The sequence below is a fragment of the Streptomyces prunicolor genome (assembly GCF_045162825.1).
In the GTDB taxonomy this organism is placed as follows: Bacteria; Actinomycetota; Actinomycetes; order Streptomycetales; family Streptomycetaceae; genus Streptomyces; species Streptomyces prunicolor.
In genome coordinates this window covers 2,958,460-2,983,695 of record NZ_CP108676.1, presented here as the reverse complement: position 1 = coordinate 2,983,695, position 25,236 = coordinate 2,958,460, and the positions used below count along the sequence as shown (strand labels likewise).

25 protein-coding genes and 1 pseudogene are annotated in these 25,236 nt (G+C 70.6%); 8 read left to right on the top strand and 18 right to left on the bottom strand.

What is annotated here, in order from left to right; all coding sequences use genetic code 11:
* Positions 1-151 precede the first annotated feature (151 nt).
* The 6 genes from OG588_RS13490 to glnII form a co-directional block, all read right to left on the bottom strand.
* Complete coding sequence (locus OG588_RS13490; RefSeq protein WP_405947476.1) at positions 152-805, bottom strand: response regulator; 654 nt, start codon at positions 803-805, stop codon at positions 152-154.
* The gene (locus OG588_RS13485; protein WP_405947475.1) at positions 790-2,058 is read right to left on the bottom strand and encodes a sensor histidine kinase; all 1,269 of its coding nucleotides are present in this window, start codon (positions 2,056-2,058) and stop codon (positions 790-792) included. Before OG588_RS13485 ends, OG588_RS13490 begins: the two co-directional genes overlap by 16 nt.
* Before the next feature lie 141 nt (positions 2,059-2,199).
* Positions 2,200-3,222, bottom strand: a complete 1,023-nt coding sequence (locus OG588_RS13480; protein WP_405947474.1) for an NAD-dependent epimerase/dehydratase family protein — start codon at positions 3,220-3,222, stop codon at positions 2,200-2,202.
* A gap of 99 nt (positions 3,223-3,321) precedes the next feature.
* Positions 3,322-3,903 (bottom strand): winged helix-turn-helix domain-containing protein, encoded by a 582-nt coding sequence (locus tag OG588_RS13475; protein WP_405947473.1) that lies wholly within the window; start codon positions 3,901-3,903, stop codon positions 3,322-3,324.
* A 294-nt stretch (positions 3,904-4,197) separates the two neighbouring features.
* Positions 4,198-5,121: a DUF6891 domain-containing protein gene (locus tag OG588_RS13470; protein WP_405947472.1), complete on the bottom strand. Its 924-nt coding sequence runs from the start codon at positions 5,119-5,121 to the stop codon at positions 4,198-4,200.
* 83 nt (positions 5,122-5,204) lie between these two features.
* A complete protein-coding gene (glnII, locus tag OG588_RS13465) occupies positions 5,205-6,233 on the bottom strand; it encodes a glutamine synthetase (RefSeq protein WP_019064469.1) in 1,029 nt (342 codons plus the stop codon).
* Positions 6,234-6,508: 275 nt separating this feature from the next.
* Between glnII and OG588_RS13460 the strand changes: the two are divergent.
* Positions 6,509-7,262: pseudogene (locus OG588_RS13460) on the top strand (alpha/beta fold hydrolase); the annotation flags it as partial.
* On the opposite strand, the gene OG588_RS13455 reads toward OG588_RS13460, so the two are convergent.
* Together OG588_RS13455 and OG588_RS13450 are read right to left on the bottom strand one after the other, a co-directional pair.
* On the bottom strand, positions 7,228-7,932 hold the full coding sequence (locus OG588_RS13455) for a hypothetical protein (RefSeq protein ID WP_405947471.1): 705 nt from the start codon (positions 7,930-7,932) through the stop codon (positions 7,228-7,230). The pseudogene OG588_RS13460 and the gene OG588_RS13455 overlap by 35 nt on opposite strands.
* Positions 7,933-8,258: 326 nt before the next feature.
* Complete coding sequence (locus OG588_RS13450; RefSeq protein ID WP_405947470.1) at positions 8,259-8,639, bottom strand: arsenate reductase family protein; 381 nt, start codon at positions 8,637-8,639, stop codon at positions 8,259-8,261.
* A 165-nt stretch (positions 8,640-8,804) separates the two neighbouring features.
* Between OG588_RS13450 and OG588_RS13445 the strand changes: the two genes are divergently transcribed.
* Positions 8,805-9,119 (top strand): hypothetical protein, encoded by a 315-nt coding sequence (locus OG588_RS13445; protein ID WP_026151613.1) that lies wholly within the window; start codon positions 8,805-8,807, stop codon positions 9,117-9,119.
* A gap of 100 nt (positions 9,120-9,219) precedes the next feature.
* Here OG588_RS13445 and OG588_RS13440 read toward each other — a convergent pair whose 3' ends face one another.
* On the bottom strand, positions 9,220-10,404 hold the full coding sequence (locus tag OG588_RS13440) for a winged helix DNA-binding domain-containing protein (RefSeq protein WP_405947469.1): 1,185 nt from the start codon (positions 10,402-10,404) through the stop codon (positions 9,220-9,222).
* A 154-nt stretch (positions 10,405-10,558) separates the two neighbouring features.
* Here OG588_RS13440 and OG588_RS13435 point away from each other — a divergent pair, with 154 nt between their 5' ends.
* Together OG588_RS13435 and OG588_RS13430 are read left to right on the top strand one after the other, a co-directional pair.
* Entirely contained in the window at positions 10,559-11,899 is a 1,341-nt protein-coding gene (locus OG588_RS13435; protein ID WP_365988678.1) for a DUF2252 domain-containing protein, read from the top strand.
* Between the two features lie 250 nt (positions 11,900-12,149).
* Positions 12,150-12,455 carry a hypothetical protein gene (locus tag OG588_RS13430; protein ID WP_405947468.1) on the top strand — a complete coding sequence of 102 codons (306 nt, stop codon included), beginning with the start codon at positions 12,150-12,152 and terminating at the stop codon, positions 12,453-12,455.
* Positions 12,456-12,489: 34 nt separating this feature from the next.
* Here OG588_RS13430 and OG588_RS13425 read toward each other — a convergent pair whose 3' ends face one another.
* From OG588_RS13425 to glnA, 5 genes are all read right to left on the bottom strand, one after another.
* Positions 12,490-13,074, bottom strand: coding sequence for a PspA-associated protein PspAB (locus tag OG588_RS13425; protein ID WP_019064478.1), 585 nt, complete (start codon positions 13,072-13,074; stop codon positions 12,490-12,492).
* A gap of 2 nt (positions 13,075-13,076) precedes the next feature.
* A complete protein-coding gene (gene htpX / locus OG588_RS13420; protein WP_405947467.1) occupies positions 13,077-14,000 on the bottom strand; it encodes a zinc metalloprotease HtpX in 924 nt (307 codons plus the stop codon).
* Between the two features lie 164 nt (positions 14,001-14,164).
* Positions 14,165-15,487, bottom strand: a complete 1,323-nt coding sequence (locus OG588_RS13415) for a hypothetical protein (protein WP_405947466.1) — start codon at positions 15,485-15,487, stop codon at positions 14,165-14,167.
* Between the two features lie 2 nt (positions 15,488-15,489).
* The gene (locus OG588_RS13410; protein ID WP_405947465.1) at positions 15,490-15,747 is read right to left on the bottom strand and encodes a hypothetical protein; all 258 of its coding nucleotides are present in this window, start codon (positions 15,745-15,747) and stop codon (positions 15,490-15,492) included.
* A gap of 157 nt (positions 15,748-15,904) precedes the next feature.
* The gene (gene glnA, locus OG588_RS13405; protein ID WP_019064482.1) at positions 15,905-17,314 is read right to left on the bottom strand and encodes a type I glutamate--ammonia ligase; all 1,410 of its coding nucleotides are present in this window, start codon (positions 17,312-17,314) and stop codon (positions 15,905-15,907) included.
* Positions 17,315-17,512: 198 nt separating this feature from the next.
* Here glnA and OG588_RS13400 point away from each other — a divergent pair, with 198 nt between their 5' ends.
* The 3 genes from OG588_RS13400 (at position 17,513) to OG588_RS13390 (ending at position 20,267) form a co-directional block, all read left to right on the top strand.
* A complete protein-coding gene (locus tag OG588_RS13400; RefSeq protein ID WP_405947464.1) occupies positions 17,513-17,983 on the top strand; it encodes an RDD family protein in 471 nt (156 codons plus the stop codon).
* 203 nt (positions 17,984-18,186) lie between these two features.
* Entirely contained in the window at positions 18,187-19,362 is a 1,176-nt protein-coding gene (locus OG588_RS13395; RefSeq protein WP_405947463.1) for an acyl-CoA dehydrogenase family protein, read from the top strand.
* A 389-nt stretch (positions 19,363-19,751) separates the two neighbouring features.
* Positions 19,752-20,267, top strand: coding sequence for a flavin reductase family protein (locus OG588_RS13390; protein WP_405947462.1), 516 nt, complete (start codon positions 19,752-19,754; stop codon positions 20,265-20,267).
* Between the two features lie 85 nt (positions 20,268-20,352).
* Here the strand turns inward: OG588_RS13390 and OG588_RS13385 are convergent, their stop codons facing one another.
* The 4 genes from OG588_RS13385 to lipB form a co-directional block, all read right to left on the bottom strand.
* Positions 20,353-21,057 (bottom strand): DUF4191 domain-containing protein, encoded by a 705-nt coding sequence (locus tag OG588_RS13385; protein ID WP_405947461.1) that lies wholly within the window; start codon positions 21,055-21,057, stop codon positions 20,353-20,355.
* A 60-nt stretch (positions 21,058-21,117) separates the two neighbouring features.
* On the bottom strand, positions 21,118-21,318 hold the full coding sequence (locus OG588_RS13380) for a hypothetical protein (protein WP_019064487.1): 201 nt from the start codon (positions 21,316-21,318) through the stop codon (positions 21,118-21,120).
* Positions 21,319-21,571: 253 nt separating this feature from the next.
* A complete protein-coding gene (gene lipA, locus OG588_RS13375; protein ID WP_020684297.1) occupies positions 21,572-22,537 on the bottom strand; it encodes a lipoyl synthase in 966 nt (321 codons plus the stop codon).
* A gap of 105 nt (positions 22,538-22,642) precedes the next feature.
* On the bottom strand, positions 22,643-23,440 hold the full coding sequence (lipB, locus tag OG588_RS13370; protein ID WP_405947460.1) for a lipoyl(octanoyl) transferase LipB: 798 nt from the start codon (positions 23,438-23,440) through the stop codon (positions 22,643-22,645).
* Positions 23,441-23,723: 283 nt separating this feature from the next.
* Between lipB and OG588_RS13365 the strand changes: the two genes are divergently transcribed.
* Positions 23,724-25,163: a regulator gene (locus OG588_RS13365; protein WP_405947459.1), complete on the top strand. Its 1,440-nt coding sequence runs from the start codon at positions 23,724-23,726 to the stop codon at positions 25,161-25,163.
* Positions 25,164-25,236 lie beyond the last annotated feature (73 nt).

Genomic DNA, 25,236 nt, shown 5'->3' with positions numbered 1-25,236 from the left:
GGCGCCCGACAGGAGTGAAGCGGCGCCCTTTGATACGCAGGGGGTCCCAGGAGTGTTCAGCCGTCTCAGAAACTGATGAGAGATTCTTGGGTAAGTCCCCTCTCAACTGCCCTTTAAACACCAGCAGTTGTGATCGGCTCACAGGTAGTGCTCAGCGTCCCTGGTCCAAATAGGCCAATACCGCCAGCACGCGGCGATTGTCATCGTCCGAGACTTCCAGTCCCAGTTTGGCGAAAATATTGGACGTGTGTTTCCCGATCGCCCGTTCCGTGACGACGAGTTGCCCCGCGATCGCCGCGTTCGACCGCCCCTGCGCCATCAGTTCGAGCACCTCGATCTCCCGGGGCGTCAACCGCCCCAGCGGCCGGTCGTCGGCGGCCCGCCGCGCCAGCAACTGCTGGATGACCTGCGGATCCATCACCGTCCCACCCCCCGCCACCCTCCGCACGGCATCCACGAACTGCTCCGCGTCGAACACCCGGTCCTTCAGCAGATAGCCCACCCCGCCGGTCCCGTCGGCGAGCAACTCCCGCGCGTACAACTGCTCCACGTGCTGCGACAGCACCAGCACCGGCAGCCCCGGCCGCTCCCGTCGCGCCCGCAACGCGCACTGCAACCCCTCGTCGGTGTGCGTGGGCGGCAGCCGTACGTCGACCACGGCGACGTCGGGCGCCGACTCGGTCAGCGCCTTGGTGAGTTCGGGCCCGCTCTCCACCGCCGCGACGATCTCGAAGTCGTAGGCCTCCAACAGCCGCACCAGCCCGTCCCGCAGCAGGAACAGGTCTTCGGCTAGGACAACTCGCACGGGATCTCCATGGTCACCATGGTGGGACCGCCCGCGGGACTGCTGACGGCCAGGACGCCGTCGAATGTACCCAGCCGCCGCTCGACCCCGGAGAGCCCCGACCCCGCCCCGACCACCGCGCCACCCCCACCGTTGTCGGTGACGGAGACCCGCAACGCCCCCTCCGCATACCGCATATCGACCCAGATCCGATCGGCACCGGAATGCTTCACGGCATTGGTGAGCACCTCGCTGACGGCGAAGTACGCGGCCGACTCGACGGGCGCGTCGGCCCGCCCACCCCCGAGCTCCGCGCTCACCTCGGTCGGCACCGGCATCCGCAACGCCAACGCCCGTACGGCATCGCCGAGTCCACGCTCCGCCAGCACTGGAGGATGAATACCGCGCACGAGATCCCGCAGTTCGTCGAGGGCCTCGGCCGAGGACTGCCGGGCGCGGGCGAGCAGTTCCCGGGCCTTGGCGGGGTTCTTCTCCAACAGCGCCTCGATGGTGCCGAGATCCATCCCCATGGCCACCAGCCGGGCCTGCGCACCGTCATGCAGATCGCGCTCGATCCGCCGCAACTCGGCGGCCGACCCGTCCACGGCATCCCGCCGCGTCTCGGTCAACACCCGCACCCGCTCCGCGAGTTCGCCCTGCCCCGGGGTGAGCAGGGAACGCGTCAGCAGAAAGTGGACGCGGAGGAGGGCCGGGGTGAGGAAGTAGGAAGCGACGAGAATCCCGACGCCCAGCAGCCCCGCGAGCAGCGCACTGCCCTGCCCACTCACCGGCACGAACCCGTACCACCACCCGACATACGTCCCGTCCGTGAACACCCGCCACAACCCGAACGCCAACGCGAACCCCTCCAGCGGATAGAACACCAGGGCCGCGGGCACCAGCGCGGTGACGAACCCGGCGACCATGTCGACGGGCAGCCAGCGCAGATCCCGCCAGGTGGCGGGGTCACGGAGGAGGTGGAGGGTGCGCGTCCAGGGCCGCGCACCTGGCGGCACCGGCCGGTAAGCCGGCGGAATCCGAACCCCGCACCACTGCGAGGCGAACAGCCGCCGCCGATCCGCGTGCGCTCGCACCCCGGTGAGGACCCAGGAGGTCGTGACCAGCCCGACGCCGAGCGGAACAAGCACGAGGGACACGACGGTGAGGACGAGGAGAACGAGCGACCCGTAGAGCGAGATGAGAGCGAGCACAAGGCTACGCACCCCCGCCACGAGAACGCCCCGGGCCCGCCCACTCTCGCTCTTCGTGTCCATGGCCCCAGTCTCACGGAACAGGCAGGCCCAGGTCACGGGGCCCGCCCACCGTAGCGGGGGTGTCGCTGGCAACACCGGTTGTTTCCAGGGGCGCGGGGAACTGCGCGCCCAGCCCCCACCGGCTCGCAGACAAACGAACCGCTATCCCAACGGAGTGCCCAGCACCTTCGCCTCCACAGCAGGGTCAAGCCCCACCCCCGCCCGCCCCGCATACTCCGGCACGCTCCGCAACCACTCCCACGTGTCAGCCACGGTCTCCTCGACGGACCGACACGTCAGCCCCGTACCCAGCGCCCGAGAGACATCCGCACTGTGCAACGCGTCGTACCCCTCACTCCCCGGCGGAATCCACACCGGCAACTGAGTCCAGGGCTCGATTCCAGCCGCGAGCACATCCTCCGGCGCGGTCCACCGCAACTCGGCCGCCCCGCCGGTAACCCCCACACACGCGTCCAAGAACGACCCCATCGTCGCGTGCCCCTGCGCCGAGATCAGATTGAACGCCCCGCTCAACTCCCGCTCCACAGACCCGAGCAACCACTCCGCGAGATCCCGCACATCCACATACTGAAGCGCCAGATCCCGAGGCCCGGGCGCCAGCACCGGCCCACCCCGAGCAACCCGCCCCAACCACCACGGCAACCGCCCGATGTTCTCGTACGGCCCGAGGATCAACCCGGCCCGAGCGAACACCGACCGCTCCGCCCCGAACGCCCCCAGTGCGGCAAGCTCCCCGCCCAGCTTGTCGCGCGCATAGTCGGTCTTGTCGGCGTCGGCCTCGGCACCCTCGACGAGCGGCGCGTCTTCCCCGTACCCCGCGGGCGGCGCCCACGCGTACACAGAGCAGCTCGACACATACACGTACCGGCCCACCCGGTCGGCCAGCAGCCGCGCAGCGTCGTGCACCGGACGCGGCGCCGCCGACCAGGTGTCGACCACGGCATCCCACTCGCCCGAGGCCAGAGCGGCGAGCCCACCGGGCGCGGTGCGGTCACCTCGCAACGCCCGTACCCCGGCCGGGCCCGGAGGTCCGGGGGGTGTCCCCCGGAAAGGCACAGCATGTCGGCCCCGGTTGAGGACGGTCACTTCCCAGCCCCGGCCGAGGGCGGCCTCCACGACGGCCCGTCCCGCGAACTCCGTACCACCCAGCACCAGAAGTCTCATACCGACGACTCTGCCCGCGCGGCCCACGGAACGGAACGCCGATCTGCCATCAGCAGATCACCGGACCACCGAACCATCGAGCCATCGAACCGCCGATGATCAACGGGCGGTCGGCGGCGTGTACTTGTACCCGACCCGACGCACCGTCTGGATCGCCTTGCGGTGGTCGACGCCCAGCTTGCGGCGCAGTCGGGCGATGTGGACGTCGACGGTACGGCCGTCGCCCACATGCCCGTAGCCCCACACCGTGGTGACCAACTGGTCGCGCGTGTGCACCCGGTTGGGGTGCGCGACGAGATGGGCGAGGAGCTCGAACTCCAGGTACGTCAGGTCGAGTTCCGCGCCGTTCAGCTGGGCGGTGCGCTGCACGGTGTCGATGCGGACGAGCGGTTCGGCCGTCTCGTCGGGGAGGGGCGTGACCGGGAGGCCGGCCCGGGTGAGGTGCGGGCTGTCGGCCGGGATGAGGACGAGGTACCCGACCATCGGCGGCTGCCCCGGCAGCGTGGGCAGCGTGTGCGGGGGCGCGGGCAGCCAGGTGGCGCCCGGCGGCAGGAACTCCGCCACGTCGATCACCTCGTCCGGGTCCACGGCACGCAGATGGTGCCGTGGAGCGGTCGGCACGGGGGTGTCGAGCGGGGCGGGGGAGGAGGGAAGAGCGGGGAGGGAACGGATGATAGCCATGAGAGGTCAGCTCTTTCGCGCGAGAGGTTCGTCGAGGGACGTACATCGAGTCGCGCGGGCCAAAGGCCGAAGGTGTTACGGCTTTAGAGGGCCGGCGCGTTCATCGCGCGACAACACACCCGGTCGAAGTCATGATGCTGACGGGAAGGCCAGAAGGGCTCCAGGTCACGGCGACCCGTCGCGCTGCACTTCTGGTAGCTGGCCATGAGCCCATTGAAGCAGAAACACGCCCGTGACAGGACCCTCCTCTCACAGCTTGGACGCTTCCTTGGCGTGAAGTCGACGCCCGGCCCCTCATCCCACCAGTCGTTTGTGCCAGGTCAGCGGCTTGACGTCGATCGCCTTGTCCGGATCGCCGTCCCAGTCGGCGGACAGTCCGGCGCTGCGGAGCGCGGCCAGCACCTCGTGCCCGACGGCCGCGGTGGTCTCGGCCGAGCCGTCGAACCCGCCGTAGTGCAGAGCGAGTCCGTACCCTTCGGCGGCCTGCTCCGTGACCTGCTGGTGGAAGAAGACGAAACCGCGGGCGTCCTCCTGCTCCGCGCCTATCTCCGCGAGGCCGCAGCCCCGGCAGCAGGCGAAGTTCTCCCGGGCGGTGATGCCGCTCGTGTCCAGCGCCTCGAAGGCGCGGGTCATCCGGTCCGGGTCGCTGACGCCCTCCCAGAGCGCCTGCTCGGCCAACCGCTCCAGCCACAGCCGGTCGACCAGTCGCGAGGCCTGTGCGCGCGACACCGGCCGCTCGTCACCGTCGACGAGATAGTCCTCGGCGATCTCGGTCAGCACCTTGCGGCTGTCGTAGCCGCAGCGCAGCCGCGTCCGGACCCGCTCCTCGACCTTCTCCCGCACCTCGTAAGGCAGTTCGGGCACCTCCTCCCGGGGCCCCAGGTCGACCGGCTCCCAGTCGACGCCCGCGTCCCAGCCGGAGTCCGCCTGCCGTGCCCAGGCGGTCAGGAGATCCGCCACCCGGTCCGGGCCGTCCAGGTTCGTACCGTAGAACTCGGCCTCGCTCAGCCGGTGTTCCAGCCGGAAGTCCCCGCCCTCCTCGTGCCACACCTGCGCGAACACGTCCGGGAGGTCCGGTATCCGCTGCACGATCAGGAAACGGTCGCCGGCGCCCCCGATCCGCGCCACCAGCTCCCGCAGCCGTAGCGCCGAAATGCGCGTGTGCGTCTGCCAGTTCTCCGTCTCGACCTTGATGTCGAGACCCCCGTCGATCTCCATGCCCCCACGATGGCACGCGCCACTGACAACGCGGAGAGGCGCCCACCAGGACGGTGGACGCCTCTCGTGTAAGCAGGGGCGGATCAGACCTGGCCGGCCTTCTCCAGGGCGGAGCAGCACGTGTCGACGATCAGGCGCGTCACGAGGTACGGGTCCACGTTGGCGTTCGGACGGCGGTCCTCGATGTAGCCCTTGCCGTCCTTCTCGACCTGCCACGGGATACGGACCGAGGCACCGCGGTTGGAGACGCCGTAGGAGTACTCGTTCCACGGGGCGGTCTCGTGCAGGCCCGTCAGACGGTCGTCGATGCCGGCGCCGTAGTGCTTGACGTGGTCGAGGGGCTTGGAGCCCTCACCGAGGGACTCGCACGCGGTGATGATCGCGTCGTAGCCCTCGCGCATGGCCTTGGTGGAGAAGTTGGTGTGCGCGCCCGCGCCGTTCCAGTCGCCCTTGACCGGCTTGGGGTCGAGGGTCGCGGAGATGCCGAAGTCCTCGGCGGTGCGGTAGAGCAGCCAGCGGGCGATCCACAGGTGGTCGGAGACCTCCAGCGGGGAGACCGGGCCGACCTGGAACTCCCACTGGCCGGGCATGACCTCGGCGTTGATGCCGGAGATCGCGAGACCGGCCTTGAGGCAGTTGTCCAGGTGGGCCTCGACGATCTCGCGGCCGAAGATCTCGTCGGCGCCGACACCGCAGTAGTAGCCGCCCTGGGGGGCCGGGAAGCCGCCCTCGGGGAAGCCCAGCGGACGGGCGCCGTCGAAGAAGGTGTACTCCTGCTCGATGCCGAAGATCGGCTCCTGAGCGGCGAACTTGGCCGAGACCTCGGCGAGCGCGGCACGCGTGTTGGACTCGTGCGGCGTCATGTCGATCTCGAGGACCTCACACATGACGAGGATGTCGTCGCCGCCGCGGATCGGGTCCGGGAAGCTGGCGACCGGCTTGAGCACGCGGTCCGAGGAGTGCCCCTCGGCCTGGTTCGTGGACGACCCGTCGAAGCCCCAGATCGGGAGCTCCGCACCCTTGGCGTCGTCGGCCAGAATCTTCGTCTTGGAACGGAGCTTGGCCGTCGGCTGGGTGCCGTCGATCCAGATGTACTCAGCCTTGAAGGTCACGGGCCACATCCTTCGGGGGTGGGTCTTTAGGCGCACTTGCGGGTGCTGCGGCGCAGCGGCACTGGAGCGCCGCGATTCATGCCCGGCAGCCTGTCAATATGCGATTTCCCGATCATTGCCCGAGCGTGAACCCCGTGTTACCTGGTGGCGCTGTGTCGCGATTCACGTGCGCTGCGCACCGCACACCGGGAGACCGCTGTGAACCCGCTGTTCGCAGTCGCAGACGGGAGTTCCTGTCCGGCTCGTATGCGATGGGGTTAGCCCTTGACCGCGACCGGGAGGCGGTGACCGTCCCGACGCCGTTCGGGGAGACGTACGTCAATGTGTGCGGGCCCGCCGACGGGCGCCCGCACCCACCGCCTCTACGTCATGGACCTGATCGGCGCCCCGGGCCGCGGCGTTCCGGTGGTCGGCCGGCGGCCGCGCACGGAGGCCGATCTGACGGCCTGGCCGGACGCGGTGCTCGACGGGCTCGGGGCGTCGGTCGTGGACCTCGGCGGCCATTCGTACGGCGGCTGGATCGCGCTGCACCACGCACTGCGCGCGCCTGCCCGGGTACGCCGTCTGGTCCTCCTCGACCCGACCCAGTGCTTCGCCGGGTTCGAGACGGCGTATCTGCCGCACGCACTGCCGATGCTGCTACGGCCCACTCCGCGCCGCGTCCGCGCGTTGCTGGAGTGGGAGACCGGGGGAGTGCCGCCGGACCCCGACTGGCTCCGCCTCCAGGAGGCGGGCGCGGGGTTCCCGTCCGCGAAGCCGGTGACCGGTCCCCGCCCGGCGCCCGAGGCGCTGCGCGGGCTGAACGCGTCGGTCCTGCTGCTTCTGGCCGGAAGCAGCAGGACCTATGACACACACCTGGTGGCGGCCCGGGCGGGCGGTCTGCTGCCGCGCGTCGGGACGGACATCCTCCCGGACATCTCGCACCACACGCTGCCGCGTACCGCGCCGGAGCGACTGGGCCGTCACCTCACCGGTTTTTCTCGGATCCTGAGCGTCACCCCACCTTCTGGATCAGAGCACGGCGGATGAGGAACTTGCCGGGCTCACGGACCTGTTCGAATGCGGCGTTGTTCAGCAGGACACAGCTGCCGGAGACCGAAGTCACCTTCACCGTCGTGGACTTGTTGTTGTCCAAGTTGGTGACCTTCAGCGTCGTACCCGCCGGGAACTGGTTGCTCGACGCGGCGGGCGCACCGGCCTCGCCGGAGAGCGTGACGGTCGAGCCGGTGCACACCTGGCTGCCCGCGGCGGCGTTGCCGCCGGCGTTGTTGCCCGCCGCCGGAGGGGTCGCGGCCGGCGTGGTCGCGGTCGAGGTGGCGGGGGAACCCGCGGGCGCCGACTGCGCCGGCGGCGCGGCCTGGGAGTCCTGAGCCGACTCCCCAACCGCACAACCCGACGCCTTCTGCTGCACCTTGATCTGCGCGATGACCGCTTCGCGGTTGGCGATCCGCGCGTTCGACTGGGCGTCGGGCGCGGCGCGTTGACCGTCGATGAACTTCTGGTTGTTGCCGAGCGCGGTGGCGAGCCCCTGGCAGACCGTCGAGTCCGCGGCCGACGACAGCGTCTTGGCGTTCTGTGCGGTCGACTGCGACGCGTTCGACGTGGTGGCCAGAGCGAAGGCCCCGCCGCCCGCGACCGCCGCGGCGGTGACCAGCAGCGCCAGCTTCTTCTTCGTACTGGCAGTTCTCCTGCGCGACATGCGCGTCTCCTGTGGGGTAGGGGAGCGTACGCCGCTATGTACGGGATGCCGAACGATGTAACTCAGTGGACACAGGAGTCACATAAGTGACCTGCGTCACAAGGGGGTTGGGCTCGGCGTGCGGCCGGTTCAGTGCGCGGCCCGGTCCCGGCCGGCCAGGAGCGCGGCTTCGAAGTCCGTTCCCAGGAACCGAGGTTGGCGGTCATCACGAACTCGTTCGGCCCGTTCATCGTGGCGTACACCTGGTTGCCGTCGACGTTCGCGACCACCCGCAGTGCCGGGTTGTCCGGCGTTCACCGGGCCGGAGTCGGGACGCGCCACTTGATCTACTCGGACCCCGGCCCCGACCGCCGCGACACCGCGTCCCGTACGGCCTCGTCACTGCGGGCGACCACCGCGGTGCCGTCCTCCGCGGTGATGATCGGCCGCTGGATCAGCTTGGGGTGCGCGGCGAGCGCGGACACCCACCGCTCCCGCGAACTCGCGTCCCGCGCCCACTCCTTGAGCCTCAGCTCCTTCGCCACGGCCTCCTGCGTGCGCGCGATGTCCCACGGTTCGAGCCCGAGCCGCGCCAGTACGTCCCTGATCTCGCCCTCGCTCGGCACGTCCTCCAGATAGCGGCGGACGGTGTACTCGGCCCCTTCGGCGTCGAGCAGATTCACGGCGCTGCGGCACTTGGAACAGGCCGGGTTGATCCAGATCTCCATGCCACTCACGGTACGCGAAAACCCGTCTTCCACCTGCGTCACAGCGACCCCGAAAGGCCTTGTGGCCAGGGGCGATTGTCAGTGGGGGGCGGTAGAATAGAAGCAGTGTTCGAGGGTGTCGCCGGGAGGTCCGGACGGCGCCCTGACCGCGACAGGAGGATGTCCGTGCCCGCTGCCGCACTGAAGCCGAAGCCGCTGCCGACCCAGTCCACCGCGAAGCGTTCCGTCCAACTCGACCTGCCCTACGTGCCCGTGGAGAAGCGCCCGCTGCCGCCCGGGCGCCCGCGGGACTGGTACGTCACGCACAACCGCCGCCTCAAGGCGATGCGGCTGGCCATCGCCCTGCTCGACTCGGGCGTCTACGTCCCGAACCAGGCCCGCAACGAGACGATCCGGAGCACCGCGGAACTCATCGGTGTCCACGCGCCGTCGGACACGACGTGTCACATGGTGCGGGCACTGATGCGGTACGCGCGCTGAGCTTGAGCTGTGGCGCCGGGTGCCCTGTGTTTTTTGGGCGCCCGGCGTCGATGCGCGGACGTGTTTTCGGGGCGCCCGGCGTCGATGCTCGCGTCACCCCCTACCCCGCCAACTCCCGCTCCACAGGCGTCCGGAACCTCGGCGTCACCCGCGTCGTCCCCACCCACCCCCGCAACCGTTCCGCCGCCGCCCCGATCGCGGTCTCCGCCTCCCGGCCGACACCCTCCCGGTCGAGGATCCGCCACACGATCTCCCCGTCGGGCCGCTGCGCCCAACCCCCCACCACACGGCCGTCCCACCACACCGTCGGCCCCACATTGCCGCTCCCGTCGAACAGCGCGGGGCGCAACTCCGCTGCCAGGTACCAGTCCCGCCCCTGCCACCCCATCGCCGTCGGATCGAGGGCCGGCAGCAGGGCCGCCCAGGGCTCGGCGGGGCCGGCCAGGGGAGCGAGGTCGCCGGCGGCGACGTAACCCGGCCCCTCGTCCAGGGCCACCGGCTCCGCGCCGATCGTCGTCAGCGCGCGGCGGACGTCGGTCACCCGCCACCCCGTCCACCACTTCAGGTCGGCCTCGGTGGCCGGGCCGCACGCCGCGAGCCAGTGGCGCAGCAAGGTCGACTGGGCCTCCACGACGTCCAGTTCGGGGTGTTCCGGGGCCACCGCCCAGCGGAGCTGGCTCGACGTCCAGCCGCCGAGCGGACGACCGCGTACGACCTTCCCCTCGACGCCCAGCACCTTCAGCAGCCGGGTCGAGACGGTGTGCACGCCCTCGTAGTTCTTCCCGGCCGCGTACACGAACTGTTCCCTCAACCTCGGTTCGTCCACGGCGAGTTCGGCCGCCGTCGCCTGACCGCGCCGCGCCAGCGCGGTCAGCAGCGAGCCCTCGACCTCCTTCAGCCAGGCCGCGTCCGGCGCCCCCGCCTTCGCCATGTCCTTGAGCAGCGCGGCCCGTTCACGCGCGGCGACGGCAAGTCCCGTCGAGGCGTGCACGACCGCGGTCAGCTCGGCGGGGAACACGAACACCGTGTGCCGCATGCCGTGCATACGGAGCAGGGTGCGGTCCTCGTACAGGGCGCGGGCGGTCTCCGGGACGGTGGTGGAGGAGTCGGCGAGGCGGGCACCCACGGCGAGGTACACCGTCGCGGGGTCCGTGCCGTGCAGGGCGACGAGGGAGGCGGCGACGGCTTCGGGGGTCGCGGCGCGGGTGCCGGGGGCGAGGCGGTGGCGGAGGGCGAGGCGGGCACGGCGCTCGGGGGTGGTGATGTGACGGGGAGTGCTGGTCATATCCGCCTCGGCTCGAAGACGTCCACTTCTCGACCGACAGTAGACGTTCACCCGATCGCCGCCCCCGGAATGCACCCCCCACGCCCACCCGGTTTCACTGCGTAGCAACAGGCGGTGGGACATCAGGAGGCGGCGGCATGCAAAGACACGGCACATGACGACACCGGCCGACCGAGCGGAGCGGGGCCGCGCCGCGCGCAAACGCGTGGCCCGTTCCGCCCACGCCGGCTGGATCCCCGCCGTGGACCGCCCCGACCCCGTCGCCGTACTCGAACGACAGGGCCGGGACAGACTCCCCGAACTCCTCCCCATCCGGTACGGCCGCATGGCCGCCTCCCCCTTCGCCTTCCTGCGCGGCTCCGCCGCCGTGATGGCGACGGACCTGGCGTCCCAACCGCACACCGGCCTCACCGTCCAGCTCTGCGGCGACGCGCACCTCCTCAACTTCGGCCTCTACGCCTCCCCGGAACGCGCCCTGCTCTTCGACCTCAACGACTTCGACGAGACGTTCCCGGGCCCCTTCGAGTGGGACGTCAAGCGTCTCGCCGCGAGCGTGGCCGTCGCCGCCCGCGAGAACGGCCACAGCGACACCAAGGCCCACCGCGCCGCGCTGGAGGCGACAGCCGCGTACCGTACGGCTCTTCGCGGCCTGGCCCGCAAGGGCGAACTCGCCGTCTGGTACGAGCGGATCGACGCCGACAGCCTGCTGCCGCTGGTCCGTTCGGCCCGCCACCGCCGCCGGGTCGAGTCCAGCCTCACCCGGGCCCGCCGCCGCACCAGCCTGCACGCCGTGGGCAAACTGACCGAGACCGTCGACGGCCGCCGCCGTATCGTCCACGACCCGCCCCTGCTGGAACCGGCCGGCGCCGCCGACATGGCCTCCCTGCGCAAGATCTTCAGCGACTACCGCTCCACGCTCTCCGAGGAGCGCCGTCTGCTCCTGGACCGCTACCGCTTCGTCGACGCGGCCCGCAAGGTCGTCGGCGTCGGCAGTGTGGGCACCCGCTGCTTCATCGTGCTGCTCGCCGGGCGCGACCAGGACGACCCGCTGTTCCTCCAGATCAAGGAGGCGCGGAAGTCCGTACTGGAGGAGCACCTGCCGAACGGCCCGTACGTCCACCCCGGCCACCGTGTCGTAGCGGGCCAGCGCCTGCTCCAGGCGGCCAGCGACATCTTCCTCGGCTGGATGACGGGACCGCAGGGCCGCGCCTTCTACTGGCGCCAACTCCGCGACATGAAGGGCTCCGCGGACGTCGTCGGCATGGGCCCGGGGGCCCTCACGGCCTACGCCCGCCTCTGCGGCAACGCCCTGGCCCGCGCCCACGCCCGCTCCGGCGACCGCGTCGCCATCGCCGCCTACCTGGGCAACACCGACACCTTCGAACGCGCCGTGGCGGACTTCGCCCTGTCCTACGCCGGCCAGACGACCGCCGACCACGCGGCCCTGGGCGCGGCCGTCGCGGCGGGCGTGATCACGGCGGCACCGGGCATCTGACACCGGCACGATCCCGTGCGTACAGCGCGCCGACGAAAAAGAAGATGCACACCGAGTGACCGACTCCCTACGCTGGAGACGCATTGCGGAGCAGGTCACCACCGTTTCACGCAGGGCCGGCGTCACCCTGCGGAGTCGGCGCTAGTCTCTGTCGCACCCAACCCACCGACGGTCGGCCGCCCACCCCAGCGCCTTGTCGGGACACGTCCACACCGCTCAGACACCACACCCACGCCCACGGAGGCCCGTCATGGGCACCATCGTCATATCCGGGACCGTCGTCCTGGTCGTCCTGGGATTCGGAAACCACGTCTGGTGGCTCGCCGCCGTCGCCGTGCTCTTCCTCTACGTTCAGTACGGCAGGGACTCGACGTCGTCCACCTCATCGACCTCGTCCACGTCATCCACGTCGTCCGGCGGTTCCTCCTCGGGAAGCACCCCGTCGAGCTACCGCGCGTACCGCGACCGCCGTGACAAGCAGGCCAAGTGGGAGCGCCGTTACCAGCGCGAGCGCCCCCTGGAGTCCCGCCGGCAGGCGCGCGAGAAGACCAAGTAGGAGAAGAAGCGCAGGTAGGAGACCGGGGCGCCCGTCACAACCCGGGGGCGCCCCACACCGGGAACCACCGGCTCAGGTCCTGCTCGATCCGCAGGTCGTTGCCGAGCATCGACTTGACCTGCAGTTCCAGCGAGCTGTCGCGCCGCTGACCGTCACCGGCCAGCGGCGCGAACGGGAAGAACGACCCGCGCTTGTACAGATAGACGAGCGCGAGCCGCCGCCCCCCGTCGTCCTCGAACCCGGCCAGCGAGCACAGCAGTTGAGGCCCGAAGCCGTTGACCTCCATCGCGCTGTTCACCGCGTGCAGATCGTTCACCAGCGCCGACAACTGATCCGGTGTCCGGCGCGAGACCAGCCACGAGTAGCCGTAGGCATCCTGGGTCAACTCCACGGGCGGACCGGTGCGTTCGGCGTCCGCGTCCAGCAGCGCCTGCACCTCCCGGTGCGTCTGCTCGAACGCCCCGCCCTCCACCGTCGCGAAGCACACCGCACCGCGCCCGGTCGCCCGGAACCCGGCCGCCGCCTCCAGCGTCACCGCCGCCGAGGGCAGCGCGAACAGCTGGTCGAGATCGGGAGCGACCGGTTTCGTACGGCCGAGCAGGATGTCCAGCAGCCCCATCCTCAGTCCGCCTTCCCGATCCCGGGTACCGCCGCCTCACCCAACTCGGCGGAGATCCGCCCCAGTTGGTCGAGCCGCTGCTCCAGGCTCGGGTGGGTCGAGAAGAACCGCGCGATACCGGGCTCGGCGCCGGTCGCCGGGCTGAAGTAGAAGGCGTTGAAGGCCTGCGCGGTCCGCAGGTCCTTGGTCGGGATGCGGGCGATGTCGCCGTCGACCTTGGTGAGCGCGGACGCCAGCGCCGAGGGCTTGCCGGTGAGCAGCGCCGCCGCCCGGTCCGCCGCCAGCTCCCGGTACCGGGACAGCGCCCGGATCAGCAGGAAGCTGATCGCGTACACGGCGGCCGAGATCCCCATGATCCCCGCGAACACGGCCAGTGTGTTCTGGTCCTTCCGTCCCCGGAAGATCTGCGAGTAGAACGCGAACCGGACCATCAGCCCGGCGAGCACCCCGAGGAACGACGCCACCGTGATCACGGCGACGTCCTTGTGGGCCACGTGCGACAGCTCGTGCGCGAGCACACCCTCCAACTCGGCGGGCTCCAGCCGCCGTAGCAGACCGGTGGTCACGCAGACGACGGCGTGGTCGGCGTTCCGCCCGGTGGCGAAGGCGTTGGGCATGTCGATGTCCGACACGGCGACGACAGGTTTCGGCATATCGGCGACGGCGCACAGCCGGTCGATCACACCGTGCAGCTCGGGATACTCCTCCCGCTCCACGATCCGCCCGTGCATCGCGTACAGCGCGATCCGGTCGGAGAACCAGTACTGCGCGACGAGCAGCCCGCCGGCCAGCACCACGACCAGTACCCAGGACTTCAGCAACACGATCAGCGCGGCCACGAACGCCACGTACAACAGCCCGAGCAGGAACAGCGTCAGACCCATACGTATGGTCAACCGCCGGTCGCTCCGGAAGCGGCTCTGCATCTGCCATCACCCCGCAGTCAGGCACTCGTCCCACCGCCCAGTGTGCACCCGGCCCTTCCCATGAAGTGGTCCCGATCGGCCCTAGGCGGAGCAAAAGGTCGGCGGAACACCTGAGAATCCGATGAGCGCGAGCGGGAGTGCGAAGGCGAAGGCGAGGACGCAGGTCAGCCGGGGAGCCCGGCCTCCCACAGCTGCCGCGTCAGCACGTACTCACTGAACAGATGCCGAGCCCGCCCGAGCAGCTCCCCCACCTCGGGATCCCCGGGCGTCATCCCCTCCTCCAGATGCCACCGCTGCAGCACCTGCGCACCCCAGGCCCGCACCTTCTCGTCCGGATCGTCGAGCACGGTCACGGCGGCCCGCAGCCGTACGATCCCGCCCCGCGCGTCCAACAGCCGGAACGCGCCGACGCGTACGTGCCGGGGCCACGCCCGGGGCCACCCGCCCCCGAGCCGTTCCATGAGCCACCCGTCCGGCACCAGCCCGGCCGAGGGCAACAGCGCGAGCGTCGCCTCCCGCACGACCCCGGGCGCCGGATCGTCGAGCAACGGCAGCATCCGCCGTACGTCCACGACGTCCAGCAGCCGCAACCCACCCACGGCCCGCGCCCGCACCGCGGCGGCCGGATGCCCGACGAACCCCCACAACACCTCGGCATCACCCCGCCCACCACACTCGGCGAGCCCGATCACGGCCCCCGGCGCGGGTTCCGCCGCAAGGCACCACGCTCGGTACAACGCCAACGGATCACCCCCACCCTGCCGCACGACATACCGCGCACAGGCCCGCACGACACCGGACCGATCGGCGAGAAACCCCTCGGCTCGCTCCGCCAGCCCCGCCGCCCGCAACGCGGTGACCCCGGCCGCCCGGGCCCGCGGATTCCGCGCCCTGAGCAACGGCCCGAGCACCCGCTCGTACTCCTCGCTCTCCCCGCCCTTCGCCACGGCGGCCAATGCGGCCTCCGCGCACAGGTTCTGTACGACGGCATCGGTGTCCCGGGCGGCGGCGCGGGCGAGTTCGCCGGGGGAGAGGAGCCCCTCCTCGACGGCGAGGCGATGGACGAAGCGGCGTACGGCACGGTCGGGGTGGACGAAGAGGGGCGCGAGCTGCTCACGGGACGCCGGCCGCAGCACTCCGCCGACCAGCTCGATGGCGAAGGCACCCCGCCCCCGCCGCCCGAAGAGCAGAATCAGCGGCGCGAGCGCGACACCGGTCTCCACGTCGAGGGACGCACGGAGCAACTCCCGCGCCCGCTCCCGCACTTGCCCGACCCAGTCGGCACACCGGACGACAACCAACGGCAGCAACGCCGGGTGTCCGACGGCCTGTTGGAGCGCGGCCTCCCGGATCCGGCCGTCGCGGTGGCACAGCGCGACCGCGAGTTCAGGGTCGGCGAGCCAGGCAGGCGCATACGGTTCGCACCGCAGCATCTCGTCCAGCCGAAGCCAGGCCAGGGGATCCCGACCGTCCGTCTTCTCGTCCATCTCTAGTACGGCGCCCGGAACTTGACGTACCCCAACACCACGATGACCGCGGCGACACTCCCCAGCACGACCACCGTCGATATCCACGAAGACCGCCGAGGCCCCACCCCCTCGGGCTCACCCCGGAACGGCACCGGCTCCGGCGGATTCTCCTTCCACCGCGCGGCAAGCATCCGAGCCCGAGCGGACGGCTCCTTGTGCTCGGCCCCGTCGGCCCACTTGAGGTCGAACTCCCGCTCCTCGTCGCCCTGTTGCGCCATCCCCGTTACCTTTCTCGAACAACCGTGTCAGTGACGATGATCCCTGGCTGTACCCGGTCTGTGAAGCGAGTTCCGGGCGAGTGGGTTCCGGGCAGACGACAGCGCCCCCGCCTCTCCGAGGAGAGACGGGGGCGCCGAGGGCACTGGGCCGGTTCGATCACACGTCGAAGTAGAGCTCGAACTCGTGCGGGTGCGGACGCAGCTGCAGTGGTGCGATCTCGTTCGTGCGCTTGAAGTCGATCCACGTCTCGATCAGGTCGGGCGTGAAGACGTCGCCCGCGAGCAGGAACTCGTGGTCGGCCTCGAGGCGGTCGAGGACGGCCGGGAGGGAGGTCGGGACCTGGGCGACACCCGCGTGCTCCTCGGGGGCCAGCTCGTAGAGGTCCTTGTCGATCGGCTCGGCCGGCTCGATCTTGTTCTTGATGCCGTCCAGGCCCGCCAGGAGCAGGGCGGAGAAGGCGAGGTACGGGTTGCCGGAGGAGTCGGGCGCGCGGAACTCGACGCGCTTGGCCTTCGGGTTGGAGCCCGTGATCGGGATACGCATCGCGGCGGAGCGGTTGCGCTGCGAGTACACCAGGTTGACCGGCGCCTCGAAGCCCGGCACCAGGCGGTGGTACGAGTTCACCGTCGGGTTGGTGAACGCGAGCAGCGACGGGGCGTGCTTGAGGATGCCGCCGATGTAGTAGCGGGCGAGGTCCGACAGACCCGCGTAGCCGGCCTCGTCGTAGAAGAGCGGGGTGCCGCCCGCCCACAGCGACGAGTGGACGTGCATGCCCGAGCCGTTGTCACCGAAGATCGGCTTCGGCATGAAGGTCGCGGTCTTGCCGTTGCGCCAGGCCACGTTCTTCACGATGTACTTGAAGAGCTGGAGGTCGTCGGCCGCGGCGAGCAGCGTGTTGAACTTGTAGTTGATCTCGGCCTGGCCGGCGGTGCCCACCTCGTGGTGCTGGCGCTCGACCTGGAGGCCGGACGCGGCCAGCTCCAGGGAGATCTCCGCACGCAGGTCGGCGAAGTGGTCGACCGGCGGGGTCGGGAAGTAACCGCCCTTGTAGCGGACCTTGTAACCGCGGTTGTCCTCGACCGCACCGGTGTTCCAGGCGCCCGCCTCGGAGTCGATGTGGTAGAAGCTCTCGTTCGCCTTGGTCTCGAAGCGCACGCTGTCGAAGACGTAGAACTCGGCCTCGGGACCGAAGTACGCGGTGTCGGCGATACCGGTGGAGGCGAGGTACGCCTCCGCCTTCTTCGCCACGTTGCGCGGGTCACGGGAGTACTGCTCGCCCGTGATCGGGTCGTGGATGAAGAAGTTGATGTTGACCGTCTTGTCACGGCGGAAGGGGTCCACGCGCGCGGTCGACAGGTCGGCGCGGAGCGCCATGTCGGACTCGTGGATGGCTTGGAAGCCGCGGATCGAGGAGCCGTCGAAGGCGAGTTCCTCGTCCGGGTCGAAGGCCGTCGCCGGCAGTGTGAAGTGCTGCATCACACCCGGCAGATCGCAGAATCGGACGTCGACGAACTTGACGTCCTCGTCCGCGATGAACTTCTTGGCCTCGTCGGCGTTCTGGAACATCCAGCTCCTCCTACTCCCGACCGTCCGTGCCGGGGTGGTAGTTCGTTCGTGCGGCCAGTGCGGTGGCACACGCTGGACCCGACCTTAGGGACGGGGGATTTCTCCAGCGTGACCCATTTGTTTCGCCCAAGTTAACCGGTCTTGGGCCCGCTGGCCCCTCCTGTCCGCATGGCAGAACGCGGGCAGTACCGTGGTCGGGTGGACAACAGGGATGCAATCGGCTCATGGCTCTCCGGGCCCCGCGAGGCCGCGGAGCGAGCAGGTGTCGACTTCGGATACCGCGGCGAGCAGCTCGGTCTGCCCGAGGACGGCCCCGGCTCGATCGCCCGCCCCGGCCGCCGCCTCGGCGCCCTCGCCGTCGACTGGGCCCTGTGCCTGTTGATCGCATACGGCCTGCTCACCCACGGCTACAGGCCGGGCGCGACCGGCAACTGGGCGCTCCTCGTCTTCTTCGTCCTCAGCGCCCTCACCGTCGGCACGATCGGCTTCACCCCGGGCAAGCGCCTCTTCGGCCTCCGCGTGTACGCCCTCGACACCGGCCGCCCCAACCCCCTGCGCACCCTGCTCCGCACCGCCCTCCTGTGCATCGCGATCCCGGCCCTGATCTGGGACCGGGACGGGCGCGGGCTGCACGACCGGTTCGCGCGCACGGTGGAGGTCCGGATCTAGCGGCAGTCCTACGACAGAGCCGCAGCCCTGCGACAGAGGGGGCGCCCGGACCTTGTGCATATGCGGCTACCGCCGCGTGGTCTCCGGGCGCCCCCTTTGGCGTGCCGGGTGGGTGACGGTGGGGCTGTCGCGGCCCGGGGTCCGGGAACGGGCGGGCCGGGGCCGGGACACTGGCGCCGTTCCCGACGGAAGTGGTGGGCAGGATGCCAGCAGGCGACAAGTCGACGATCGTGACCCGTGCGCCGGGGGTCGCCGAGATCGCGGCCCGGCACACGGACGAGGCGGAGACCGCGCGGCGGCTCTCGCCGGAGGTGGTGCGTGCGGTGCTGGACGCCGGGTTCGCACGGCACTTCGTGCCGGTGGCCCACGGCGGCGCGGCCGGTGGTTTCACCGAACTGACCTCCGCCGTCGGCCTGGTGGGGGAGGGCTGCACCTCGGCGGCCTGGGCGGCCTCGCTCGCCGCGTACGCCGGGCGGTACGCGGCGTTTCTCCCCGCCGAGGGCCAGGCGGAGATCTGGGCGGAAGGGCCGGACATCCTGCTGGCCGGCGCGCTCATGCCGTCCGGCAAGGCGGAACCCGTGGCCGGCGGCTGGCGGCTGAGCGGTGAGTGGAAGTACATCAGCGGGGTTCACTTCGCCGACTGGGCGCTGGCCTGCGCGGCGGTCCCCGCCGAGGGCCCGGTGGACCCCGGGGCGCGGCCCGAGGTGCGGTTCTTCGCCGTACCGCGGGCGGACTTCTCGATCGAGGACAGCTGGTTCACCGTAGGGATGCGCGGCACGGGCAGCGACACCCTGGTCCTCGCCGACGCCTTCGTGCCCGAACACCGCACCCTGGCGCGGTCGGTGGTGCACGCGGGCCGGGCGCCCGCCTCGGACGCCCGCTGCCACCTCGTCCCCATGCATGCCGTGAACGCCCTGCCGTTCGCCGCCCCGCTGATCGGCGCGGCCCGGGGCGCACTGCGGGCCTGGATCGCGCGGACCGGTGCGCGCGTCGACCGCCGCGGCCAGGCCGTGGGCGAGAAGCCCTCGACCCAGGTCGCGCTGGCCCGCTCGGCCGCCGAGGTGGACGCCGCCGAACTGCTCATCCTGCGTACGGCGGCGATCGCCGACGGCACGCAAGAGTGCCCGCCGGAGGGCGAGGCGGCGGTCCGGGGCGCCCGGGACCTCGCGCTCGCGGTGGAACTCCTGGTCTCGGCGGTCGACCGGGTCTTCCGCGCGAGCGGCACGTCCGGCCAGTCCTCGTCCGACCCGGTGCAGCGCTTCTGGCGCGACGTGAACAGCGCCGCCTCACACGTCGCCCTCTCCTTCGAGACGACGGGCGCGGCCTACGGTGCCTGGGCGCTGTCCGGCGAGGAACAGCGGGCGGGCGCTGTGCGCTGAACCTGCCGTGGACCTGGCGCTGGCGCTGGACCGGCTGGGCCCCGATCCCGACCTTGGTGCTGGTGCTGGTGCTGGTGCTGGTGCTGGCCCCGATCCCGGCCCCGACCCTGCCCCCGGCCCTGCCCCCGGCCCCGACCCTGCCCTGCCCCCGGCCCCGGTCCTGGCCTAGGCCCCGGCCCCGGTTGCCGGTGCGCCGATCCGCCGCGGTTGGCGGTGGGCTGATCCCGGTCCCGGACTCAGCCCCGGTTGCCGGTGCGGGGCGGTGCCCGCATAGTCGATCTGGACCCGGGTGACGGTTCCGATCACTGTCGGTGAGCCGCGTCCGAGGCTGCCCCGAGGCTGCTGAACCCGCGGTGGCCTCCGCGAGGCCCGACAGGTGGTGCACCGTCATGCCGGAGCGTCAGGAAGTCGAAGTACTGGAAGCAGCACGGCAGGCGGTGCCGCCCGAGGATTTCCGGGCGGCGATGGCCCGCTTCCCCTCGGGTGTCGTGGTGGTGACCACGTGCGGTGCGGACGGAACCCCCCGCGGATTCACGGCCAGCTCCTTCTGCTCGGTCTCGCTGGAGCCGCCGATGGTCCTGGTCTGCCTGGCGAACTCGGCGGACTCGGCACAGTCGTTCGGCCACTGCGACCGCTTCGCCGTGAGCGTGCTGGCCCCAGACCACCGCCCGCTCGCCCTGCGCTTCGCCACCAAGGGCACCGACAAGTTCGCGTCCGGCGGCCTGTGCACCAGCCCCGGCGGCCTCCCGACGGTCGACCGTGCCCTGTCCGAACTGGACTGCACCCCGCACGCACGACACCCGGCCGGGGACCATACGGTCCTGATCGGCCGGGTGACGGGTGTGCGGCTGGGGGAGGGGTCCCCGATGGTGTATTACGACCGGGCGTTCAGGACCTTGGCCTGAGGGAGATCGCTTACGACGATGGGGCGCCCGGATCAGATCCGGGCGCCCCATCGTCGTAGAAGCCGTGCAAGCGGTGTACGTGGGCTCAGCGGGCCTTGCCGCCGCCCTTCGGGAGTTTCATGCCCTTCGGCATCGGGCCCTTGGGGAGCGGCATGTTGCTCATCAGGTCGCCCATTGCCCGGAGGCGGTCGTTCGTCGCCGTGACCTGGGGGCCGGTCAGTACGCGCGGCAGCTTCAGCATCGTCGTGCGGACCTTCTTGAGCGGGATCTGGCCCTCGCCCGTGCCGACCATCACGTCGTGCACCGGGACGTCCGCGACGATGCGGTTCATCTTCTTCTTCTCGGCGGCCAGCAGGGACTTCACCCGGTTCGGGTTGCCCTCGGCGACCAGCACGATGCCGGCCTTGCCGACCGCGCGGTGCACCACGTCCTGGCTGCGGTTCATCGCCACCGCCGGAGTCGTCGTCCAGCCCCGGCCGACGTTGTCCAGTACCGCGGCGGCCGCGCCCGGCTGGCCCTCCATCTGCCCGAAGGCGGCGCGCTCGGCGCGTCGTCCGAAGACGATCGCCGCCGCGAGGAAGGCGAGCAGCAGGCCGAGAATGCCCAGATAGATGGGGTGACCGAGCAAGAAGCCGATCGCGAGAAAGACACCGAAGGTGGCAATTCCGACAGCCGCGAGTACAAGACCGATCGTCTTGTCGGCCTTGCGCGTCATCTTGTACGTCAGAGCGATCTGCTTGAGTCGCCCGGGGTTCGCAGCGTTTTCCGCTGTCGTGTCCTTCCTCGCCATGCGAGGAAGTCTACGTGCCCGCGGGAGCGCCGACGACGGCGGTGCCCGCAGGACGGGGGATCAGGAGTGCGAGGTGAGGGCCTGCTCGATGACGAGCTGCGCCTCGACCCGGTCCTTGGCGCGGCGGCGGTCCTCCAGGACGGAGGTCCACGCGTTGCGGCGGGCGGTGCGCTGGCCGCTGCTCAGCAGCAGCGACTCGACCGCGCGCAGGGCGTCGGTGACGGACGGGATGGCGGTGGCACGGACGGGCGCGGCCTGCATCGTGGAGGTCCCCCCTCGGAACGGCTCTGGGTATGGGTCTACGTGCTGTAAATGCAGTGTCACTGTTTGGTGTTACCAGGGCGTGACCGACCGGTCAAACGCCAATGAAGCCTTGATGCGCTGGGCCGAAACGCTGACGCGGCCCTGATGGACGCCCTCAACTGCGAGGACGGTCAGGACCGCGTCTATGAAGGGTGTTACCAGCCGGTAGTCACTTGTGCGCGAATTCACACAGGGTGCGGGCAGGTCAGGATCACACCGCCTGCGAGGCCACGTACGCGCCTCGCTTCTCGATCGCCATCTGGTACAGGCGCCCGGCGCGGTACGAAGAGCGCACCAGCGGGCCGGACATGACGCCGGAGAAGCCGATCTGGTCGGCCTCCTCCTTCAGCTCCACGAACTCGTGCGGCTTCACCCAGCGCTCCACCGGGTGGTGCCGCACGGACGGCCGCAGGTACTGCGTGATGGTGACCAACTCGCAGCCCGCCTCGTGCAGTTGGCGCAGCGCCTCGCTGACCTCCTCGCGGGTCTCGCCCATGCCGAGGATCAGGTTCGACTTGGTGACCAGGCCGTAGTCGCGGGCCTCGGTGATGACCTTGAGCGAGCGGTCGTAGCGGAAGCCGGGGCGGATGCGCTTGAAGATGCGCGGGACCGTCTCGACGTTGTGCGCGAAGACCTCGGGGCGGGACGAGAAGACCTCGGCGAGCTGCTCCGGGACCGCGTTGAAGTCGGGGGCGAGGAGTTCGACCTTGGTGCGGCCGGCCTCGCGGGACTCCGTCTGCTGGTGGATCTGGCGGACCGTCTCGGCGTACAGCCAGGCGCCGCCGTCCTCCAGGTCGTCGCGGGCGACGCCGGTGATCGTGGCGTAGTTCAGGTCCATGGTGACGACGGACTCGCCGACCCGGCGCGGTTCGTCGCGGTCCAGGGCCTCGGGCTTGCCGGTGTCGATCTGGCAGAAGTCGCAGCGCCGGGTGCACTGGTCGCCGCCGATGAGGAAGGTCGCCTCGCGGTCCTCCCAGCACTCGTAGATGTTGGGGCAGCCGGCTTCCTGGCAGACCGTGTGCAGGCCTTCGCTCTTCACGAGCGCCTGCATCTTCGTGTACTCGGGACCCATTTTCGCCCGGGTCTTGATCCACTCGGGCTTGCGCTCGATGGGGGTCTGGGCGTTCCGGACCTCCAGGCGCAGCATCTTGCGTCCGTCTGGGGTGACTGCGGACACATCGGCTCCCTGTAGCTTCGATTCTTCGGCGTACACCAGGGTACGCCCGTGATTTCTGGCCCCCGCCTTGAGGCCAACCGCAGAGCGGAAAGTCACATTCCCGGGTCAGGCGGTCGCCTTCTCGATCTCCCGCGGCTTCAGATCGGCGTGCTCCAGTACGTCCTTCAGGTGGCGTTCCACCACCGGCAGCACCTCGGCGATCGTCAGGTCCCGGCCCAACTCCGCCGCCAGCGACGCGACGCCCGCGTCGCGGATCCCGCACGGGATGATCCGGTCGAACCAGCGGTTGTCCGGGTTCACGTTCAGCGCGAAGCCGTGCATCGTGACGCCCTTGGCGACGCGGATGCCGATCGCGGCGATCTTGCGGTCCTCGCGGCGCTGACCGGCGTTGGACGGCGCGTACTCCGGGCCGTTCATCCGGGGGTCGAACTCCTCGTCCTGGAGCCGGGGATCGAAATCGAGGGACAGCCCGCCGATCGACGGCCGCTGCTCGACGGGATCTCCGAGCACCCACACTCCGCTGCGCCCCTCGACCCGGCTGGTCTCCACGCCGAACTCCGCGCACACCTGGATCAGCGCCTCCTCCAGGCGTCGTACGTGCGCGACGACGTCCACCGGGCGGGGCAGCTGCTGGATCGGGTAGCCGACCAGCTGGCCGGGGCCGTGCCAGGTGATCTTGCCGCCGCGGTCGACGTCGATCACCGGAGTGCCGTCCAGCGGGCGCTCGTTGTCCTGCGTGCGGCGGCCCGCCGTGTAGACCGGCGGGTGCTCCAGGAGCAGCACGGTGTCGGGGACCTCGTCCGCGAAGCGGGCCGCGTGCACCCGGCGCTGCTCGTCCCACGCCTCCTGGTACTCGACGGCCTCCGCGCCGAAGCCCATCCGGACGAACCGCAACTCACCCACGGCAAGCGCCTCCTCAGCAGCACCTATGAGTCGTAAGGCACGAAACATGCCTACGCCACTGTACGACCGATCACTGACAGCCCACCGGGCGGTCGGAACCGTCAGCCCTACGACCAATCCTCACACGATCGGATGAATGCACGTCGGAATGTGCGACGGGATGCTTACGCTCCGCTACATTCGCGCCGTTCACGAGGCCAAAAGGGCTGCTCACAGGCAATCCGGGCAGGCAGCGACCGCACCGGCCGCTGTGAGGCCCGAAAGGCAGGAGACCGCACCGCAGATGACGGAACGACCCGCGCAGCGCACTCCCAACCGTCAGCTCGCCGCGCTCATCGCAGAAGCGGGGTTCTCCAACGCAGGTCTCGCCCGTCGCGTGGACCAGCTCGGTCTGGAGCACGGACTCGATCTCAGATACGACAAGACATCCGTCACCCGGTGGCTGCGCGGCCAGCAGCCCAGAGGCACCACGCCCGCCCTCATCGCCGAGGTCTTCACCCGGCGACTCGGGCGCCGGCTCACCGCGCAGGACCTCGGGCTCGACGCGTGCGCGCCGGTGTACGCCGGGCTCGAGTTCGCCGCGACCCCCGAGGAGGCCGTCGACATCGTCAGCGGGCTGTGGCGCAAGGACTCCGGCAGCCACGCCGAGCTGCGCAAGATCGCCTTCACCCCGGCCGGGCTCGTGGTGCCCAGCCGGGACTGGCTGATCGGCCGCGCCGACGACCGGGTCGGCCGCGCCGAACCCGCGAACCGGGTGCCCCTGCAGGGCCGCCCCGCCGTCCCCCGCCAGCGCGGCCAGGCCGCCGAGCGCGGGCCGGGCCAGAAGGTCACCGGCGGCGACATCTCCGCGCTCCGCTCGGTCGGCGAACTCTTCCGCACCCTCGACAACGCCTACGGCGGCGGCCACGCCCGGCAGGCCCTCGTGCGCTATCTGGAGCACGAGACCGAGCCGATGTTGCGCGGCACCTACGGCGAACAGACCGGCCGGCGCCTGTTCGCGGCGGCGGCCGACCTCACCCGGCTCGCGGGCTGGACGTCGTACGACATCGCCGCGCACGGGCTCGCGCAGCGGTACTTCGTGCAGGCGCTCCGGCTCTCGCAGGCCGCCGGGGACCGGGCCTACGGCTCGTACGTGCTCATGACCATGAGTCGGCAGGCCGTCTATCTCGGGCACGGGCGGGAGGCCGTCCAGCTCGCGCGGGTGGCGCAGCAGGGGGTCGGGACCAGTGCGCCGCCCGTCGTGCAGGCGTTGCTGCACTCCGTGGAGGCGCGGGCGCACGGGGTGCTCGGGGAGGTGCGGGCGTGCACCTCCGCGCTCGTGCGGGCCGAACGCGCCCTTGAGGCGGCGCGGGCGGGGGACGAAGTGCCTTACTGGGCGCGGTTCTTCGACGAGGCGCAGCTTGCCGACGAGTTCGGACACGCGCATCGGGATCTGCAGCAGTTCCGGGCGGCCGCGCAGCATGCGGAGCGGTCGTTGCAGTTGCGGGCGCCCGCGTTTGCCCGAAGTCGGTTGTTCTGCCGGGTTGTTCTTGCCTCAGCGCGGCTCGGGCTCGGGGAGCTTGACCAGGCGTGTGCGTTGGGGGCGGAGGCGGCGGGGCAGGCCGTGGAGATGCGGTCGGTTCGGGCGGTCGAGTATGTGCGGGACTTCGAGCGGCGGCTTGAGCCGTACAAGGACGCGGCGCCGGTGCGGGGGTATCGCGACAAGGTCGCCGCGTTCGGGTGAGACATGGGTTGCTGTGAGTGGGGACTGCGCGGCGCCGTCGTGGCTGGTCGCGCAGTTCCCCGCGCCCCTAAAA